15 protein-coding genes are annotated in these 17,635 nt (G+C 33.2%); 10 read left to right on the top strand and 5 right to left on the bottom strand.

Going from position 1 to position 17,635, the window contains the following annotated elements; all coding sequences use genetic code 11:
- Window positions 1–15: 15 nt before the first annotated feature.
- Window positions 16–1,839 (bottom strand): glycosyltransferase, encoded by a 1,824-nt coding sequence (locus tag QYS48_RS11945; protein ID WP_308356100.1) that lies wholly within the window; start codon window positions 1,837–1,839, stop codon window positions 16–18.
- A 227-nt stretch (window positions 1,840–2,066) separates the two neighbouring features.
- Here QYS48_RS11945 and QYS48_RS11940 point away from each other — a divergent pair, with 227 nt between their 5' ends.
- The 3 genes from QYS48_RS11940 to QYS48_RS11930 are packed head-to-tail and all read left to right on the top strand — an operon-like array spanning window position 2,067 to window position 6,715.
- Complete coding sequence (locus QYS48_RS11940) at window positions 2,067–4,487, top strand: glycoside hydrolase family 31 protein (protein ID WP_308356099.1); 2,421 nt, start codon at window positions 2,067–2,069, stop codon at window positions 4,485–4,487.
- Between the two features lie 19 nt (window positions 4,488–4,506).
- Window positions 4,507–5,715, top strand: coding sequence for a glycosyltransferase family 4 protein (locus QYS48_RS11935; protein ID WP_308356098.1), 1,209 nt, complete (start codon window positions 4,507–4,509; stop codon window positions 5,713–5,715).
- A 1-nt stretch (window position 5,716) separates the two neighbouring features.
- Window positions 5,717–6,715, top strand: a complete 999-nt coding sequence (locus QYS48_RS11930) for a hypothetical protein (protein ID WP_308356097.1) — start codon at window positions 5,717–5,719, stop codon at window positions 6,713–6,715.
- A 3-nt stretch (window positions 6,716–6,718) separates the two neighbouring features.
- On the opposite strand, the gene QYS48_RS11925 is transcribed toward QYS48_RS11930, so the two are convergent.
- Entirely contained in the window at window positions 6,719–7,852 is a 1,134-nt protein-coding gene (locus QYS48_RS11925) for a glycosyltransferase family 1 protein (protein ID WP_308356096.1), read from the bottom strand.
- A gap of 119 nt (window positions 7,853–7,971) precedes the next feature.
- Here QYS48_RS11925 and QYS48_RS11920 point away from each other — a divergent pair, with 119 nt between their 5' ends.
- From QYS48_RS11920 to QYS48_RS11895, 6 genes are all read left to right on the top strand, one after another.
- Window positions 7,972–9,210, top strand: a complete 1,239-nt coding sequence (locus tag QYS48_RS11920) for a pitrilysin family protein (RefSeq protein WP_308356095.1) — start codon at window positions 7,972–7,974, stop codon at window positions 9,208–9,210.
- Between the two features lies 1 nt (window position 9,211).
- Window positions 9,212–9,856, top strand: a complete 645-nt coding sequence (locus QYS48_RS11915; RefSeq protein ID WP_308356094.1) for an O-methyltransferase — start codon at window positions 9,212–9,214, stop codon at window positions 9,854–9,856.
- The gene (locus QYS48_RS11910) at window positions 9,853–11,889 is read left to right on the top strand and encodes a LysM peptidoglycan-binding domain-containing protein (RefSeq protein ID WP_308356093.1); all 2,037 of its coding nucleotides are present in this window, start codon (window positions 9,853–9,855) and stop codon (window positions 11,887–11,889) included. The genes QYS48_RS11915 and QYS48_RS11910 overlap by 4 nt, the downstream gene beginning before the upstream one ends.
- Before the next feature lie 176 nt (window positions 11,890–12,065).
- Window positions 12,066–12,482: a response regulator gene (locus QYS48_RS11905; RefSeq protein ID WP_302101599.1), complete on the top strand. Its 417-nt coding sequence runs from the start codon at window positions 12,066–12,068 to the stop codon at window positions 12,480–12,482.
- A gap of 30 nt (window positions 12,483–12,512) precedes the next feature.
- Window positions 12,513–13,424 (top strand): DUF3078 domain-containing protein, encoded by a 912-nt coding sequence (locus tag QYS48_RS11900; RefSeq protein ID WP_308356092.1) that lies wholly within the window; start codon window positions 12,513–12,515, stop codon window positions 13,422–13,424.
- 22 nt (window positions 13,425–13,446) lie between these two features.
- The gene (locus QYS48_RS11895; RefSeq protein WP_308356091.1) at window positions 13,447–14,358 is read left to right on the top strand and encodes a CPBP family glutamic-type intramembrane protease; all 912 of its coding nucleotides are present in this window, start codon (window positions 13,447–13,449) and stop codon (window positions 14,356–14,358) included.
- On the opposite strand, the gene QYS48_RS11890 is transcribed toward QYS48_RS11895, so the two are convergent.
- From QYS48_RS11890 to QYS48_RS11880, 3 genes are all read right to left on the bottom strand, one after another.
- Window positions 14,352–14,873 (bottom strand): hypothetical protein, encoded by a 522-nt coding sequence (locus tag QYS48_RS11890; RefSeq protein WP_308356090.1) that lies wholly within the window; start codon window positions 14,871–14,873, stop codon window positions 14,352–14,354. The genes QYS48_RS11895 and QYS48_RS11890 overlap by 7 nt on opposite strands.
- 62 nt (window positions 14,874–14,935) lie before the next feature.
- Window positions 14,936–16,045 (bottom strand): DNA polymerase III subunit gamma/tau, encoded by a 1,110-nt coding sequence (dnaX, locus tag QYS48_RS11885; RefSeq protein WP_308356089.1) that lies wholly within the window; start codon window positions 16,043–16,045, stop codon window positions 14,936–14,938.
- Window positions 16,046–16,129: 84 nt separating this feature from the next.
- Window positions 16,130–16,546, bottom strand: a complete 417-nt coding sequence (locus QYS48_RS11880; protein ID WP_302101603.1) for a 6-carboxytetrahydropterin synthase — start codon at window positions 16,544–16,546, stop codon at window positions 16,130–16,132.
- Window positions 16,547–16,637: 91 nt separating this feature from the next.
- Between QYS48_RS11880 and rfaD the strand changes: the two genes are divergently transcribed.
- Window positions 16,638–17,591: an ADP-glyceromanno-heptose 6-epimerase gene (rfaD, locus tag QYS48_RS11875; RefSeq protein ID WP_308356088.1), complete on the top strand. Its 954-nt coding sequence runs from the start codon at window positions 16,638–16,640 to the stop codon at window positions 17,589–17,591.
- Window positions 17,592–17,635 lie beyond the last annotated feature (44 nt).

The raw sequence follows: 17,635 nt of genomic DNA, 5'->3' as shown, positions 1-17,635 counted from the left end.
TTTGGTTCTAAAGTTTTAAAAATAAGTTTCTAAAGCCATTTTGTAACTTTTTTCGTAGGCCTCATATAAGTTTTTCCAATCAAAAAATTCAGATAAATCCTCTGATCTATTTCGCATATCTATTCGTTCTCTGCTTGTAATCTGAGTAAAATCCCACATGACATTTGTTAATTCCTCTGCTGCTTCATCAAAACTCTTATTTGCTCTTTTTACTATGAACATTCCGTGTTTTCGATCTCCTATTTCTACATTCTTCATGTAATCCCCAAAGCCTGATAAATCAGAGGTGACCGAAGCTACTCCACGTGCTAATGATTCAAGAGGAGTATATCCCCATGGCTCATAATAACTAGGAAAAACCCCTAAATGGCAGGCACGTACAAAATCGTCATACTCCATCCCAAATAATGGGTTAGTAGAGGAAATAAAATCTGGATGATAAACTACTTTTACTTTATCAGATTCCTTGTTCACTAAATCTGAACTACGCAGAAAATTTAATATTGCATCCTTTTCATCATCCACCAAATTATGCGTCACAACGGGAGGCAACCCACCTGATTTCCAAGTTTGAATTGTCCTTCTATGTCTTAGTTTCCAATAATCATCCACTAAATCATTCAGGTTTGGAAGCTTATGGTCACCTGTACTTGCCGCAGCCTGTCGGTATAGCCTATTCTTAATTTGTTCTACGATAGCGTTAGAATTTGTGTTTATTTTATCCAGCATAGCCCTGGCATTCAATACTTCAGGGTTTATTGAAGTTATAGGCTGCTTAGTAATAAAAAACATAACGACAGTCAATGGGGACTTAGCCTCTTTGAGACGATGATTTAAGCGCGCCAAAGCTTCAAGAGTTAAATCATAGCCTTTATTTGAATACTCAAACCTACCCGATGTAAAAAAGTAAAGGGTTTTATTTAAGTCGAAAGAATAGCTCTTAAAAAAGTGTCCCATTATAAACTGCTCCAGTAATTGCTTATACTTATGATGCAAATTCTGTACTTCATGCAACACGGAAAAACGCTCAATGTTTAAACCGTTAGGAAGAATTTTATCCGGATTTCGTCCTAACAAATGAAAGCACTCCTTACCTGTCACCTCACTTACAGTAGTAAATACATGGGCTCCATGAACACAGGCTCGCTCTAATTTTACATTAGCTTCCACATTAAAATGAACCGCTTCTTTATGCCAATCTAAAAATGGAAGATGATCATAAAAGTTTGGATCATTCATTGCTAAATATCTACCTAATAAGGTAGCATGCGTTGTAAATACGGTTTGTAATGGAACTTGATCTTTTCTTAAGTTTGGAATCGCTGACCCTGCCATCCACTCGTGAAAATGAGCTAAAGGTTTGATTTTTTTATCTAAGGCCACTCGTGTTAATTCAGATAAGAATATGTGAACCATATAACCAAAAGCAAGCACTTCATCCATCAAAGGATCATAATTTTTAAAATCAATCCCATGATTTTGCCAGTAATAATACTTGATATTTCCTAGTTCATGAAATACAGATTTGTGATCGAATAAAAGTGTTTGGGGCCTGCCCGAAACCAACCAATAACCCGATTTAATATTTAATCCCTTTTGCCTACAAACTTCCAGCGCCTCATCAATAACAGCATGTCCAAAAGCAGCCTCTTCAAAATCAGTAGCCGCTTCTTTTGGAGCATATGGCCCTAACAACAAATAATTATTGCCCCAATTTTTAACCATTGTAGGGACTTTTGACCTAATAACAGTGTAAATTCCTCCAACTTGATTACATACCTCCCAGGCTATTTCAGTCAAAATGTGTTGACTGTTGTCAATGCTATTATTTTCTTTCATTATATGAGATTTTCCATAGAATAAACCAGATTTATCAATTTATAAGAATAATCTGAAATAAAGATGGAATAGCTAAAAAAACAGTAATTAAGGGTTTAATTATTGCATCCTTATTTATAAAACTTAATTTATAAAAAAATAAGCAAAATACTTAGTGTAAAAATTACAATAAGTAGTTAATTTGTATCAAATATTAGCTCTAAAAAGCTAAATACTAATACATTAATATGGAAGAGCAAAAAGATACCGCCCAAGAGTCTACTAAGGATTTTGAAGGCAACTACATAGAAAAATTTCAGGAGAAACAAGAGGAAGAATATTATCCTGGTGGGATAATTAGCTGGAAGCAAAAGAAAGGAAAACTTAGAATATATGCACAGCATTCCACAATGGAAATATCCATTATCAGTCCAAAAATTCTAAAGTTTAGATACGCTAACGATGGCTACTTCGAGGATGATTTTTCCTATGCAATCGATCCTGAGTTTGAAGTTGAAAACAATCACTATGATTTTGAAGCTCAGGATAAATGTTTATTGATTAAAACCGAAGTATTAAAATGCTTTATTGATAAATCAGACGCTACTATAAAGATTTTAGACCAGAATGATAAAGTCTTAGTAGAAGACGAAAAAGGCTATCATTGGAAGGAAGAAAAAAGATTTGGCGGACATGTTGTGATTTCTACTTTAAAATCTGCTAAGAACAAAAAATATTATGGCTTAGGGGATAAAACAGGGCGATTAAATCTAAATGGTACCAGACGGGAATTATGGGGAACTGATTGCTATGGATATGGAAATGATACTGATCCTGTCTATAAAAACATTCCCTTTTTTATGGGCTTGACTGATGGACAGGGATATGGTATTTTTTTGGATAACTCATTTAGAACTTTCTTCGATTTTGGACATGAAAGAGAAGAAGCTTTAAGCTTCTGGGCACAAGGCGGTGAAATGAGATACTATTTTATCTATGGCCCGCAATTAGAACACGTAGTGCAGCAATACACTACCTTAACAGGTAAATCTCCACTACCTCCTAAATGGGCATTAGGCTATCATCAAAGTAAATGGAGTTATTATCCTGAAAGCAATGTGAGAGAATTAGCGAAAACTTTCCGAGAGAAAAGAATTCCATGTGATGTTATTCATCTTGATATTGATTATATGGATGGATACCGATGTTTTACATGGAATAATGAACGATTTCCGCAGCCTAAAAAAATGATTGAGGATCTTAAAAATGATGGTTTTAAAACCATTGTAATTATAGATCCTGGAATAAAGATAGACCCACTTTATACGGTTTACCAACAAGGTGTTCACCACAACTATTTTTGCCAAAGAATGGATGGTGCTAGATTGAAAGGCAGTGTTTGGCCCGGGCCTTGTCACTTCCCAGACTTCACCAATCCTGCGGCTAGAAAATGGTGGTCAGGTTTATTTGGTGGATTATCGCAAGATGGAGTAGCCGGAGTATGGAATGATATGAACGAGCCTGCTGTTTTTGAAGAAGGTACTTTTCCAAGAGATGTAAGACATGATTATGATGGACATCCTTGCAGCCATAGAAAAGGGCATAATGTTTATGGAATGCAAATGGCCAGAGCTACCTACGAAGGACTAGATCAATTTGCAGGAAATAACAGAAGCTTTACTATCACGCGTTCTGCTTATGCGGGTGTTCAGAGATATAGTTCAGTATGGACAGGTGATAATTTAGCATCATGGGAACATTTGAGGATTGCGAATATCCAATGCCAGAGATTAAGTGCTTCTGGAGTTTCGTTTGCAGGATCAGATGTAGGCGGATTTATAGGTTCACCTGATGGAGAATTATATACTCGATGGATACAAATGGCCACATTCCATCCGTTTTTCAGAACGCACTCATCAGGAGATCATGGAGACAAAGAACCTTGGCAATTTGAAGAAAAGTATCTCAATATAGTTAGAAGATTCATTGAGTTTAGATATGAGTTAATGCCTTACATCTACACTACATTCTGGAGATATACCGAATATGCTACTCCAATGTTGAAATCCATTTCAATGGCTTATCAGCATGATACTGAGACTTTGGACAGAGAAGAGGAATTCCTATTAGGAAATCACCTTTTAATTTGCCCAGTATCGGAGCCAAAAGTAAAAGATAGAATTGTTTACATCCCTGAGGGTAACTGGTACAATTACTGGACTGATGAATTGGTATATGGCAAAAAAGAAGTTAAAGTATTGACACCTTTAGATCAAATTCCACTTTTTGTAAAAGAAGGTGCTGTGATTCCTATGCAAGACAAAATGCAATATGTAGATGAATTCATCCCTGAAAATATAAAGTTACATCTTTACAAGGCTCTTTCTGAAACCAAAAGTGAACTTTATGAAGATGATGGTTTAACCAAAGATCATGAAATGGGAATCAGCACATGGCATACATTTATTCAAAAACCTATTGATAATGGAATTGAGTTAGAACACATATTGGATTCTGAGTTTGAATCAGGCTCTTCCGGCTTTGAAATAAATCTTCATGGATTCGAAAGTATATCAAGGGTAATAGTAGATGATGTAGATATTAATTTAAATGGAAGCAGATCTTTCGTAGTGCAACGAGAATTTACTACATTAATAATACATAGCTAAAAACCTTAAAACTAAGAACATGGAAATTTTAATGATAGGCCCCGGAAAACCAAATCCTCAGAATAGTGGATTAGGAATAGCTTGCTATCATATAGCAGAAAATCTTGCTAAAAAGGTTCACTTAAAACTTTTTGCTGTACAAGAGGCTGAAGAAGTGGTAGAACAAGAATATGAGCAAAGTGAGGTGGCACATATCAATCAGCAAACCTTAACGAATAGAAAGCAAATTAATGCTGATCTAGTGCATTTATCTATCAAAAGTAAACTAAATCCATATTTTTATGCTTCCGGAGTTGAAGTTGAAGAGCATTACAATGAAAATATAGATTTATCAATCCATGAAGCTTTAGAAGATTTTAGCCAAAAAGTAATTTCAAAAAGCAGAAATCTAGATTTTGATGTTATTTATGCTCACGACTGGACCGCAATTCCATCTTCTATAAAATTACATGAGCTATTCAAGAAACCGTTTGTTTTGCATGTTCATGCATTAGATTATGATAGAAGCGGTAAAAAGACGAACTCATGGTTATTTGATTTGGAAAAAGAAGGAATGCAAAAAGCTGATTTAGTGATTGCAGTGAGCCATTACCATAAAAATGTGATGGTTGAAGAATACGGAATTGCTGAATCTAAAATTAAGGTGATACATCATGGATTAGCTCCTATGAATGTATCAAATTACCAAACTCCATTCAATGAACATATAATTCTCTTTTCAGGAAGACTTTGTGTTCAAAAAGGAGCAGATACCTTTTTAAAAATTGCCAAAGTATTGGCTGAAAAGGAAGAAAATATTCGTTTTATTATAAGTGGCCAAGGTGAGCTAATGGAAGAATTGATTGCTAAGGCCAATGAAAGTAATTTACTAGATAAGATACATTTTACTGGTCATATTCCCCAAGAAGACTTATTTTCAGTTATGCAATCATCAGATGTAATGGTTATGCCATCAATCTCTGAACCTTTTGGATTGGCAGCATTGGAAGCAACAAGTTTAAAAGTTCCAATTGTAACCTCAACTAATTGTGGTGTAAATGAGGTGCTTGAATACGTTCAAACTGCTGAAGAGAATGACATTGAAGCTTTTGTTATTGCTATAAGAAACGTAATAAATCATAAAAATAAATTTAAAAAAGTTGCCGAAAAGAATGCAGAACTCGTAAAATCTAGAAACTGGGAACATGTATCAAATGAAATACTTGACAGTATAAAGGAGGTTTTATAAAATGGATAATTACCAAATCATACATTTTAATCATCCTTTAAAATTAAAGGAATTATCATTTCTGGATATTGGAAAAGGTATTGAGGCAATTGATGAGTCTAAGAGTACTAGTCAATTCAAGTCAAACTTTCAAAGTAATATCCTGCCGCAGCTGAAAAAGGTTTTAAAAATGGCTAAGGAAGATCAATTTCCTATCATCTATTTTAGCATACCCTTTTTAGAAGCTCTAAAAAAAGAAGACAATAATACTTTACTAGAAATTACGAAAGCAGTAAACAAGGGTAAAATTCAGGTCATTGGGTCTTGCTACTTTCATTCCTTTAGTTATTTATGTTCTCCTATTCTTTTCAGAAAAGAAGCTGAATTATATCTTAAAGCTTTACACAACTTCTTTGATCAAAAACCTGGCTTATTTATAAATACAGCCTGTCTTTATGACGATACAGTTGCTGAAATCATAAGCAGCATGGGCTATCAAGCAATCATAGCTACCGCAAACCCATGGCATCTTGCTGGTAAGCATTCAGGCCAAGTCTATCGTTCAAACACTAAAAATCAGTTTAATGTATTGCTATCAAATGGTGATGGGCCTGATGATTTTCAAATTAGCCTTATAAATGCTTACGGAAGTGCTTATGAAGCGAATTTGATTGATGATAAATTAGGAAATAGTCACCAAATGCAAGAATTGTTCATGCATCAATCCGAAGAAGAACATTCTGTATATGCAGTGAGCCTTCCCTTAAGTTCGCCATCTTGGCAACATAAAATTCCAGATTATACAAACAACCCTTTACAAAAGGCATTACTAAAACAGATCTCAAATCTGGTGAAAGAACATGCCTCAAAACTAAAAGAGGAAGATTTAAAATTATTAATGTTATTAGTGCAACCAGATCACCTATTACAAATTAATCAAACCACCAAAGAAGATGGATATAATAATTTCATTAGTAGCATGAACTGGATTACAGATATTAGCCTACGAAATAGAAATTAAAATTTATTTTTTGTAGATTTTCATTAAATCATGAGCAATTTCCTCTTGAGTAAACTTAGCAAGATGCGATTCTACATTATTCAATAATTGCTCATTAAAATTATTGTCTTCGGCTAATTTAACCATTTGACTAGCTAAACTCTCATGATTTTTAGGATCAGCATAAAGTGCATGCTTCCCTCCTGCTTCTTTCATTGCTGATTGATTTCCCGCAACAACAGAAGTTCCCACTGATAATGACTCTAAAACTGGGATTCCAAACCCTTCAAAACTAGAAGGGTAAACTGAAGCTAAAGCACCTTTATAAAGATATGGAAGATCAGAAAAAGGTGTTTTATTATATATCCTGACATTATGGTCTAATCCCAAATTAGTAATTTCCTTTTCGACCTCTGCTTGATAGGCTGTTTTCTTGCCAACAATAAGGAGTAATAAATCATCTTTTACCTGATTTAGTACCAACTTAAATGCCATCACTAAATCTTTAGCATTTTTTCTATCCTCAATAGAGCCTACATATAAAAAATAAGGCTGATGTAAATTATAATGATCGAGGAGATACAATAATCTTCTCGTCTTTAATTCTTGATTATAAATAGGATGAACACCCTGATACACAACGCTTATTTTATCTTCAGGGTAACCAAAAAATTCAATTAGATCCTGCTTAGTTTGTTCACTTACAGCAATTACTTCATCCGCATTATTGCAAGCTGATTTAAACTTCTTCTTATAGATTTTCCTATCAATTAACGGATAAAACTCAGGATATCTTAAAAAGATTAAATCATGAATTGTAACAACTTTTTTAGTAGAATTTTTAAGGCCACTAGGCAATTCATTGCTCAAACCATGAAAAACATCCACATCGTGTTTTTCAGCAATTCGCCCAATTCTCTTTGATCTCCAAATATTTTTTAAACTGCCTAACTTCCATAATCCTGATGGTTGAATGGTTGATTCCTTATTTTCTTTAAAAAAACTTAATGCTTCCGAATGTTTAGATAATTTGGGAGTAAATATTGAATACTCTTCATCAGGGTAGTATTTTCTTAGTGAAGAAATAACAAATCGACTATAATTCCCTAAACCGGTAAAATTGTTAAAAGCACGTTTGGCTTCGAAAGCTATATGCATACTAAAAAATTAAATCCTTAATTTGATTTTGCCCAAAACTAAATAAAATTTCCTTTGTCCTACTCATTACTTCATTAAAAAGAAAGATAATTGTAGTTTTGCAGCTAAGTGGGGAATGAATGAATTTATATAATATTAAGACTTTAGAAAACGGAATCAGGGTTATACATCAACCTGTTAGCAATTCAAAAATTGTTCACTGTGGTTTCGCATTAGATATAGGGAGTCGCGATGAAAAACCACATCAAGTCGGTATTGCTCACTTTTGGGAGCATATGGCTTTTAAAGGGACTAAAAAGCGCAAAACTTTTCATATTCTAAATAGGCTCGATTCTGTTGGGGGTGAGTTAAATGCCTACACCACCAAAGAAAAAATATTTTTTCACGCTTCAGTGTTGGAACAATATCTTGATAAAGCAATAGACTTACTTGTAGATATTACTTTTGAATCCATATTTCCTGAAAAGCAAATCGAAAAGGAAAGACAAGTGATTTTGGAAGAAATGGCCATGTATAAAGATTCTCCTGAAGATGATATACAAGACCAATTTGACGCCTTAGTATTTTCAGGTCATCCATTGGGAAATAACATTTTAGGTACTGAAGAGAGCCTGAAAAGCTTCCACAGAAATCACTTCTTGGAATTTTTAGAAGAAAATTTAGATACTGAAAGGATAGTGTTTTCTATTGTAGGAAATATTTCAGAAAAGAAATTAGATCGTTTCATAAAAAAATATTTGGAACCTATAGCTCATCATAAAAGGAAAAGGGAAAGAATAAGTTTTGATCACTATTTACCAAGACGATTAAATTTCGATAAAGAAATATCTCAATCACAATGTGCTATAGGCACTACCGCCTATCCTATTCATCATCCAAAACGGCTAGCCTTTTTTATGTTAGTGAATATCCTTGGCGGACCTGGCATGAACAGCCGATTAAATATGGCCTTAAGGGAGAAATATGGCTTTGTTTATGCAATTGATGCCGGTTATCATCCGTTTACTGATACTGCCCTGTTCAGCATATTTTTCGGGACAGACCCAGGTCAACTGCCGAAAAGTATAAAGCTTGTAAAAAAGGAATTATTAAAATTACAAAATAAGCCTTTAGGCAGCATGCAACTTCATGTAGCCAAACAGCAACTTATGGGGCAATTAGCAATGGCAGAGGAGAACAATATGAATTATATGCTCATGTTAGGCAGGAGTTTATTAGATAAAGATAAAATTGAATCCTTAGATGAGTTATTTAATCAGATAAGGAATATTTCGGCTTCTGACTTACAAGACACTGCACATGAAATTTTTAATGAGGATAGATTGAGTATTTTAACCTATACAGCTAAAAGAAGATGAAATGGAATTTCTAGATCCAGACTTAGAGAGATATGTTGAAGCTCATACCGAAAATGAAAATGAGCTTCTCTATAGAATAAATCGAGAAACGCATACTGAAGTTTTAAAACCCAGAATGTTAAGTGGGCATTTACAGGGTAGAGTACTTTCCATGATTTCTCACATGATTCAACCTAAAAACATATTAGAGATAGGCACCTACACTGGTTATTCTGCATTATGTATGGCTGAAGGTCTTCAAAATGATGGTAAACTCATTACGGTAGATGTTAATGAAGAATTGAAAGACCGACTAACTGAATATTTTAATGAATCTGATTTTGCAGAAAAAATAGAGTTAAAGATAGGTAAAGCATTAGATATTGTGCCAAAGCTGGATGTTGAATGGGATATGGTTTTTATTGATGCTGATAAATCAAATTATCAAAACTATTATGACATCTGTATAGACAAGGTTAAAACCGGAGGTTACATTCTAGTTGACAATGTTTTATGGAGCGGGAAAGTTTTAGAAAAAAACAGAAAAAAGCTTGATAAAGATACAGAAGCTATGCTTAATTTTAACGAATTTGTACATAAAGATGAGCGTGTACAAAATGTACTATTTCCAATAAGAGATGGCTTAATGATTTTAAGAAAAAAATGAGATTGAAATTCCCTTTACTATTACTATTTATTTATCCATTGTGCTTTATTGCAAATGCTCAACAAGTTCCCTCAAGAATTGCATTTGCTAATATGGATTTAAGATTAACCTCCGATGCAATTCGTGACATTCAAGCAGATGTAGATGCATTAACAAGAAGTGAAAAATACTTTCAGAAAAAACTGGAAAGGGTAGATATGTACATGCCTATAATCGAAAGAATTTTTCAAGAAGAAGGCTTACCTGAAGACTTTAAATATTTAGTAATTCAAGAAAGTGCATTAGTATCAGACGCTGTTTCTAGCAGTAATGCTGTAGGCTTTTGGCAGTTTAAGGAAATATCGGGTTTAGAAAATAACTTAAGAATAGATCGCTATGTTGACGAGCGAATGAATATCGTTTCCTCTAGCCGTGCTGCTGCAAATTACTTAAAAAGTCATAATGAATATTTCGACAATTGGGCCTATGCCTTAATCGCTTATCAAAGAGGCCGTGGTGGCGCTATGGATGTGGTAGATGAAAGCAATTTCGGGAAAGATAAACTAAAGATAACTAGTGATACGTATTGGTATTTGAAAAAATATCTTGCTCATAAAGTGGCATTTGAAAATGTATTAGGAACATCTAAAACTCCCTACTATTTAAAAGAAGTATCCTCAAAAAAATCCGACAACCTAAAAACTATTGCGAAACAGGAAGAAGTACCCTATGAACTTCTTGTTGAATATAATAAATGGTTGAAAAGAAGCAAAATCCCTGAGGATAAGGAATATACTATTGTTGTTCCACTGAGTAATCTTGAAAAGATAACCAAATTACAGAATCAAAAAGAAGCTGAGTTAGATCATTTACCAGGAGATATAAATGATAAAGAGCAGCAAAAATTCCCCTTAGTAGACCACTACCCTAGTAAATCTGATCGATCTATCCCCCATAAGGTAGAAATAAATGGATTAGACGGAATTTATGCTCCAGCTGGTTATACAGTACAGAAATTAGCTGAAGTGGCAGGAATAGAACAATATAAATTTAGAAAGTTTAACGACCTTAAAATCAGAGAGGAGTTAACAACAGGAAGAATTTACTATTTAAGAAGAAAAAGAAATCGAGCTAAATTTTATTATCATACAGTTACTGAAAGTGAAACAATGTGGGATATCAGTCAGAAATATGGAGTAAAACTTAAGAAACTATATAGGAAAAATAGAATGGAACCACCTGCTCAACCGAGAGTAGGCAGAGTATTATGGTTAAGACAAAATCGTCCTGCTAACGTAGAAATTGAATACAGAACAGCACCAAAAGTAGAGAAAGATGAGCCAAAACAGCAAGAAGTGATAGAAACTGTCATCAATGAACAACAGCCAGATACAATTCATAATAATCATGATTCATCGAAAAATGCTATCAACCCAATTCATGAAAAACTTAAAGATTCAATAGTGATTTCTTCATCAGATTCACTTATTTCTGAAACATTATCCGATAGCAATAGTACAGAAGTAGATACTGTATTAATAGAAGAAAAGACAGAAGAAATTGATTCTACAGAAGTTGAAGTAGGTAAAAATATAATTGAAGAGTCAAGCAAAGAAGAGGATATTAAATTCGAAAATGAAAATGAGTCTGTCCAAGCTGATTTGATGGAATATACAATAAGAAAAGGGGATACATTTTTCTCTATTGCTAACCGCTTTAATATGAAAATATCTAATCTTTTAAGCGTCAACGAATTAAACATTAGAGACACCCTTTCAATTGGTCAGATTATTAAAGTAAATAAAGTAGAATATTTTGAAAACCCTTCAAAAGAGGGAAGTCAAACTGATGATGAAGCTATGAAAAACAGCGCTTCTGAGGCAGCTGACCAATCAAATGATTCAAAGACCATTGAACATAAAGTAGAATCTGGAGATACAATGTATGCGTTAGCAAGAAAATATAATGTTAGCTTAAAAGATATAATGGAGTGGAATAACAAAAATGATTACACCTTAAAAGAAGGTGAATTAATTCTAATCAAACAGAAATAAAAGAAACAATTACATTAATTCTTAACTACATTGTCTTACATTTGTGGCATCTATCGAAAAAATAGTGTATTTCGATAGAATTATGTTTCAAATAAAAAAAACTTTACTTATGTTTAGAAATAACTCTAAACAGAGTAATAAGAAAGTTGATCAATTAGATTACAAGGGTAAATTACATGGTAACAGCTACAAAAACTGTTGATTTAGTGATGCTTGTCGATGACAATGATACTGATAACTTCATCAGCAAGCGTATCATAGAAATAACGGAATTCGCAAAATATGTCGAAATTAAAAATTCAGGTAAAAGTGCCTTAGAATATTTAGAAGATCATAAAAATGATCCTGACAAACTCCCTAACATCATCTTTCTTGATATCAACATGCCTATAGTTGATGGATTCGTATTTCTATATGAATTCGAAAAATTCTCTGACATTGTAAAAGATAAATGTAAAGTTATAATTCTATCCAGTTCAGATAACAAAAGAGATATAGATAAGATCGTAAACAACGATCATGTAATTAAATTCATTACCAAACCGCTTACTGAGAACGCTCTTAACGAGATTCGTTCTTTGGATTTAAGCTAATTTTTAAATCAACATCAACATTTTCTGGCTATGAAAATAATTAAAGCTATTATTTTTCTGATTTTAGTGAGTGCAACAAATGCTATAGCACAAACTGATAGTATTGCTGCAAACACTGACACTTCATATTGGGATAAAGGCGGTTTAATTAACATAAATTTTTCTCAGGTTGATCTAACCAACTGGAATGGTGGAGGTAAAAGCTCTATATCCATTGGAGGACTATCAAACTTCAAAGCAAATTATGAAAAGGGTAAAAATGCTTGGAGCAATAGATTAGATTTAGCCTATGGTTTACTAAGACAAGGAGAAAATGAAAATCCTTTTATCAAAACAGATGATAATATAATTTTAACTTCAAGGTATAGTAGACAGCTAAAGAAAAGAATTTTCATCTCAGGAATGGTTGATTTTAGGACCCAATTTGATGAAGGTCTGAATGAGGAAAACGAAGTAATTTCGAGATTTTTAGCGCCTGGTTTTCTCTTAGCTAATATTGGCCTTACCTATCGATACAAAGAAATATTTTCAGCTTCTTTTTCTCCACTTTCATCTAAAACAACAATTGTAACCGATGATAGCCTATCTAACGCTGGGGCTTATGGTGTTGAAATAGGTGAAACCACAAGATTCCAAGGGGGTATTAACTTTTCTTCATCTTTCCAAAAAGACATTTGGGAGAATGTAAACCTTTCGACAAACCTAAATATGTTTGCTGATTATGAAAAATTAGGAAATATTGACATTAATTGGGAAACTGCATTAATCTTTAAAATCAACAGTTTCTTATCTGCTTCATATAGCACCCAATTAATTTATGATGATGATATTAAATCTAAAGAAATTGTAATTAATGAAGCTTTAGGAGAGTTCCGATACGTACCCGGCATTCAATTCAAAAGTGTAATGAATATCGGCTTAAACATTAAAATACCTTACTAGCTTTCAAACTTGTTAATCAATTTTGCTCAACCTTATTAGAACCAATTTTAAGGAATATGTGGCTTTCCTTAAAAACCCAGAACCGAACCCAAACAAAAGTGCAGATGACTCTGAAAGTAAATGGAGTAAGCTGTTTATTTTTTTGTTAATAGATGCGATACTTATTTCCCCTATTCTATTTCTTTTATACATATTAGAAGAATTTAGTAATATCGATTTAAATAACCATTCTGTTTCAAACATTGCCAATGAATATGGGATTATTATACTCATATTAGCAGGTGGTATTCTATCCCCTCTTATAGAAGAAATTATTTTTAGGCTTCCGCTTCATTATAAAAGAAACTATTTATTTAAATTTATTGGTCTTTTCATTGGGAAAGAGAGAGTTAAAAATTTTTGGTTAAAGCATTTCAGAATATTTTTTTACCTTTTTGTAATAGCGTTCGGTTTTGTCCATATTTTTAATTTTCAAGAAAAATCCATTTTGATATGGATTCTATTACCATTGCTTGTAGCCCCTCAAATTATAGGCGGTACAATATTAGGATACTTAAGAATAAAACTAGGATTCGGATGGGCTTTTCTACATCATGCAATTTATAATACTGTTTTAACAATTCTTGCTTTTTCTACACACTTAAATCAGGAAGTTTCTATTAATAACTCAGATTTTAAACTTAATATAGAAGTCGCAGAAAACAAGTACAACAACGAATCAAAAGTTGAAGATACTTCTGATTTTGATTTTAAAACTATTGTTAACACGCAATATGCAAGCTATAATTATATAGCGGATAAACTAGGTTGGGAAAAGATTGACAAAAAAGAGAATTATAAATATTACAATATCTCTTTGGAGATGAAAAACTTAGATTTAAATAGTGATTCTATTCTTCAGCATCATCTCATTAAAATAATTAAAAATCAATAATCAGGATCCAAGCCGAAAGTATCTCGCAATTTACCAAGAAGAGGATTTTCCTTCATCATAGCATCAAATTTCTCCTTTGGAGTGTACGGCCTTTCTGCTGCCTTCTCGATATTCACATGATGTTGCAATTGAATTTCCTGATTTTGAAATTTAGCTCGAATAAAGTTTAGAAAATCAGCCTTTATTTTTTCAATACCATCAACCTCAACGGGATTTGATAATTCAACCGTAATCATCTGTTCTTCTAAGTGAATGGAGTTTTTTAATGAGTTCTCAACTAAAGGTCCTACTTTATTTTGCTCAACGAACTGATTTACTACTTTCTTTAACTCCTCTGCATTTAAATCTAGCTTCTGAACAGTTGATGTACTCATTTCTTCAGATGATTCTTCAGAAGAAGTGCCAACTATTGGATTAGGTTTTTTCTCTTCAGTTTTTTTCTGAACGGACTCTCCTGGCTTTGGAATTGAAGGAGCTGACTTTAATGGCTTATTCTGTCTGGCCTTAGCAGCCATCTGGTCAGCAATGGAAGTCTTTTTTACTGAAGATGACTCATCTTCAGAGTCAGACTGCTCACTTAGCTTACTTTTTTTTTTAGAACTTCTTCCTGCTGCTTCGCTAAATCAATAGCACTATTGAGCTTTGCTAACTTCATCAAAGCTAACTCAACTGCCAATCTCTGATTTTTACTCGCTTTATAGGATTGATCCGTTTGATTGAGAATCTGTAAACCAGATAGCAAGAATGAAGCGTCAACATTCTTCGCTTGCTCCTGATATTGCGCTTTTACTTGATCCGAAACTTCTAATAACTCTAGAGTAGAGGCATCTTTGCAAACTAAAAGGTCTCTAAAATGCGAGGCTAATCCATTTACAAAATTATGACCATCAAAGCCATTCTTCAGGATTTCGTCAAACAGTAATAATGCTTCAGGAATTTTTTCACCATTTAAAGCGTCCGTCACCTTGAAATAATAATCATAATCTAAAATATGAAGATTATCAATGGTAGTTTGATAAGTGATTTTTTTATCAGGCGAAAAGGTAACAATTAAATCAAAAATAGAAAGTGCATCACGTAAAGCTCCGTCTGCCTTTTGCGCAATTAAGTGCAAAGCAGCATCTTCTGCTTCTATGCCTTCTCTATCAGCAATTTCCTTCAAATGATCTGATATATCAGATACTTTTATTCTATTAAAATCATAGATCTGACATCTGGAAAGAATAGTTGGGATTACCTTATGCTTTTCCGTTGTAGCCAGAATAAAAATTGCATAAGACGGTGGCTCTTCCAATGTTTTCAAGAATGCATTAAATGCTGCATTTGAAAGCATGTGAACCTCATCTATAATATATACTTTATATTTTCCGTGCTGAGGGGGTACTCTTACCTTATCAATAAGATTTCTAACATCATCCACGGAATTATTAGAAGCTGCATCTAGCTCATAGATATTTAAGGAAGAAGAACCCTCCATATTATCTACATCAAAATCGTTGATCAGTCTGGCCAAAATTCGAGCGCAGGTAGTTTTACCTACCCCTCTAGGACCACAAAAAAGTAGAGATTGCGCTAAATGATCATTATCAATAGCGTTTTTTAAAGTAGTAGTAATGTGTTTTTGTCCTACTACTTCATCAAATCCTTTTGGTCTATACTTCCTTGCTGATACAACAAAATTTTCCATTAGCGCAATTTATAAATACACTTTCGATTTTAAGGAATCATTGGCATTTTATTATGAAAAAAATTTAGAGGCTTTCATTATTAATTAGCCATAATATTCCACAAAATTCCTTGGAGTCTCATAAAGAGTTAATTTATGTAAACTCGCCCCTTTTTGTAATTCTTTAACTTTCGGCTCAAGTATTCTCCAGAATTCTGCAATAATGATCTCACAACTTGCCATTTTACCTTTAAGAAATGGCACATCCATGTTTAAATTTTTGTGATCGACCTTATCTATTACTTCTGATTTAATCAGATTGCTTAATTTTTTCAAATCTACCACAAAGCCAGTTTCAGGATCTGGCTCACCCTTTACTGTCACAATCAATTCAAAATTATGACCATGCCAGTTTTCATTTGCACAAGGACCAAAAACCTCTTCGTTCTTTTCCCTACTCCAGTTTGGGTTAAAAAGCTTGTGAGCTGCGTTAAAATGTTCTTTACGATTAACGTAAATCATGCCAATTTCAATTTTTAGGCTGCAAATATACGTTTATTCATTTATAATAAATAGTTTTGTTCAAATAGCTTAATTCAAAAACATACATCTCATGATAATAGTTACTGGCGCTGCAGGTTTTATAGCTTCAAATTTGATTAAAAAGTTAAATTCTGAAGGATTTAACCACATAATTGCGGTTGACAAGTTTGACAATGCCGATAAAAATAAAAACTTAGAAGGATTAAAAATTCAAGAAAAAGTTGAAAGAGACGTCTTTTTTAATTGGCTTGAAAAACAAGATCCTAAAATGATTGAGTTCATTTTTCATTTAGGAGCTAGAACGGATACCACTGAATTTGACAAAGAACTATTATCACAGTTAAACACCGAATATTCTAAAAAGATCTGGTTAAAGTGTATAGAAATGCAAATTCCATTAGTGTATGCAAGTTCTGCAGCCACATATGGTTTAGGAGAATTAGGCTATGATGATGATGAAAGTAAAATCCCTCATTTAAAACCACTTAACCCATACGGTGTTTCCAAGAACGAATTTGACATTTGGGCACTGAACCAAAAGGTAAAGCCTTTTTATTGGACTGGTTTGAAATTCTTTAATGTGTATGGACCTGGAGAATATCATAAGGGAAGAATGGCAAGTGTTATTCTTCATGCTTATCGTCAAATTTCAGAAAGTGGTAAAATGAAATTATTTCGTTCACACAATCCTGAATTTAAGGATGGAGAACAAATGAGAGATTTTGTTTTTGTAAATGATGTTGTTGATGTCATGATTTGGTTGATGCATCATCGTAAAAATTCTGGCATCTACAATCTGGGCAGCGGTAAAGCTCGTACATTTTTAGATCTAGTGAAAGCAGTATTCAAATCTATGAAAATGAAAGAAGATATTAGCTTTATTGATACTCCTGAAGATATCAGAGATAAATATCAGTATTTCACTGAAGCTAATATGGAAAAATTAAAGTCAATTGGATATCCTAAGGATTTTACCTCACTAGAAGAAGGAGTTGACCAATATTTACAAAACATAAAAAAATAATTAACTATATTCAGTTTATATAAAGTATCACTAAAACTATAAAA

The sequence above is a fragment of the Marivirga arenosa genome (genome assembly GCF_030503895.2).
GTDB classification, from domain to species: Bacteria; Bacteroidota; Bacteroidia; order Cytophagales; family Cyclobacteriaceae; genus Marivirga; species Marivirga arenosa.
Note: the sequence above shows the minus strand (reverse complement) of the source record. Positions and strands in the feature narration are given on the sequence as shown.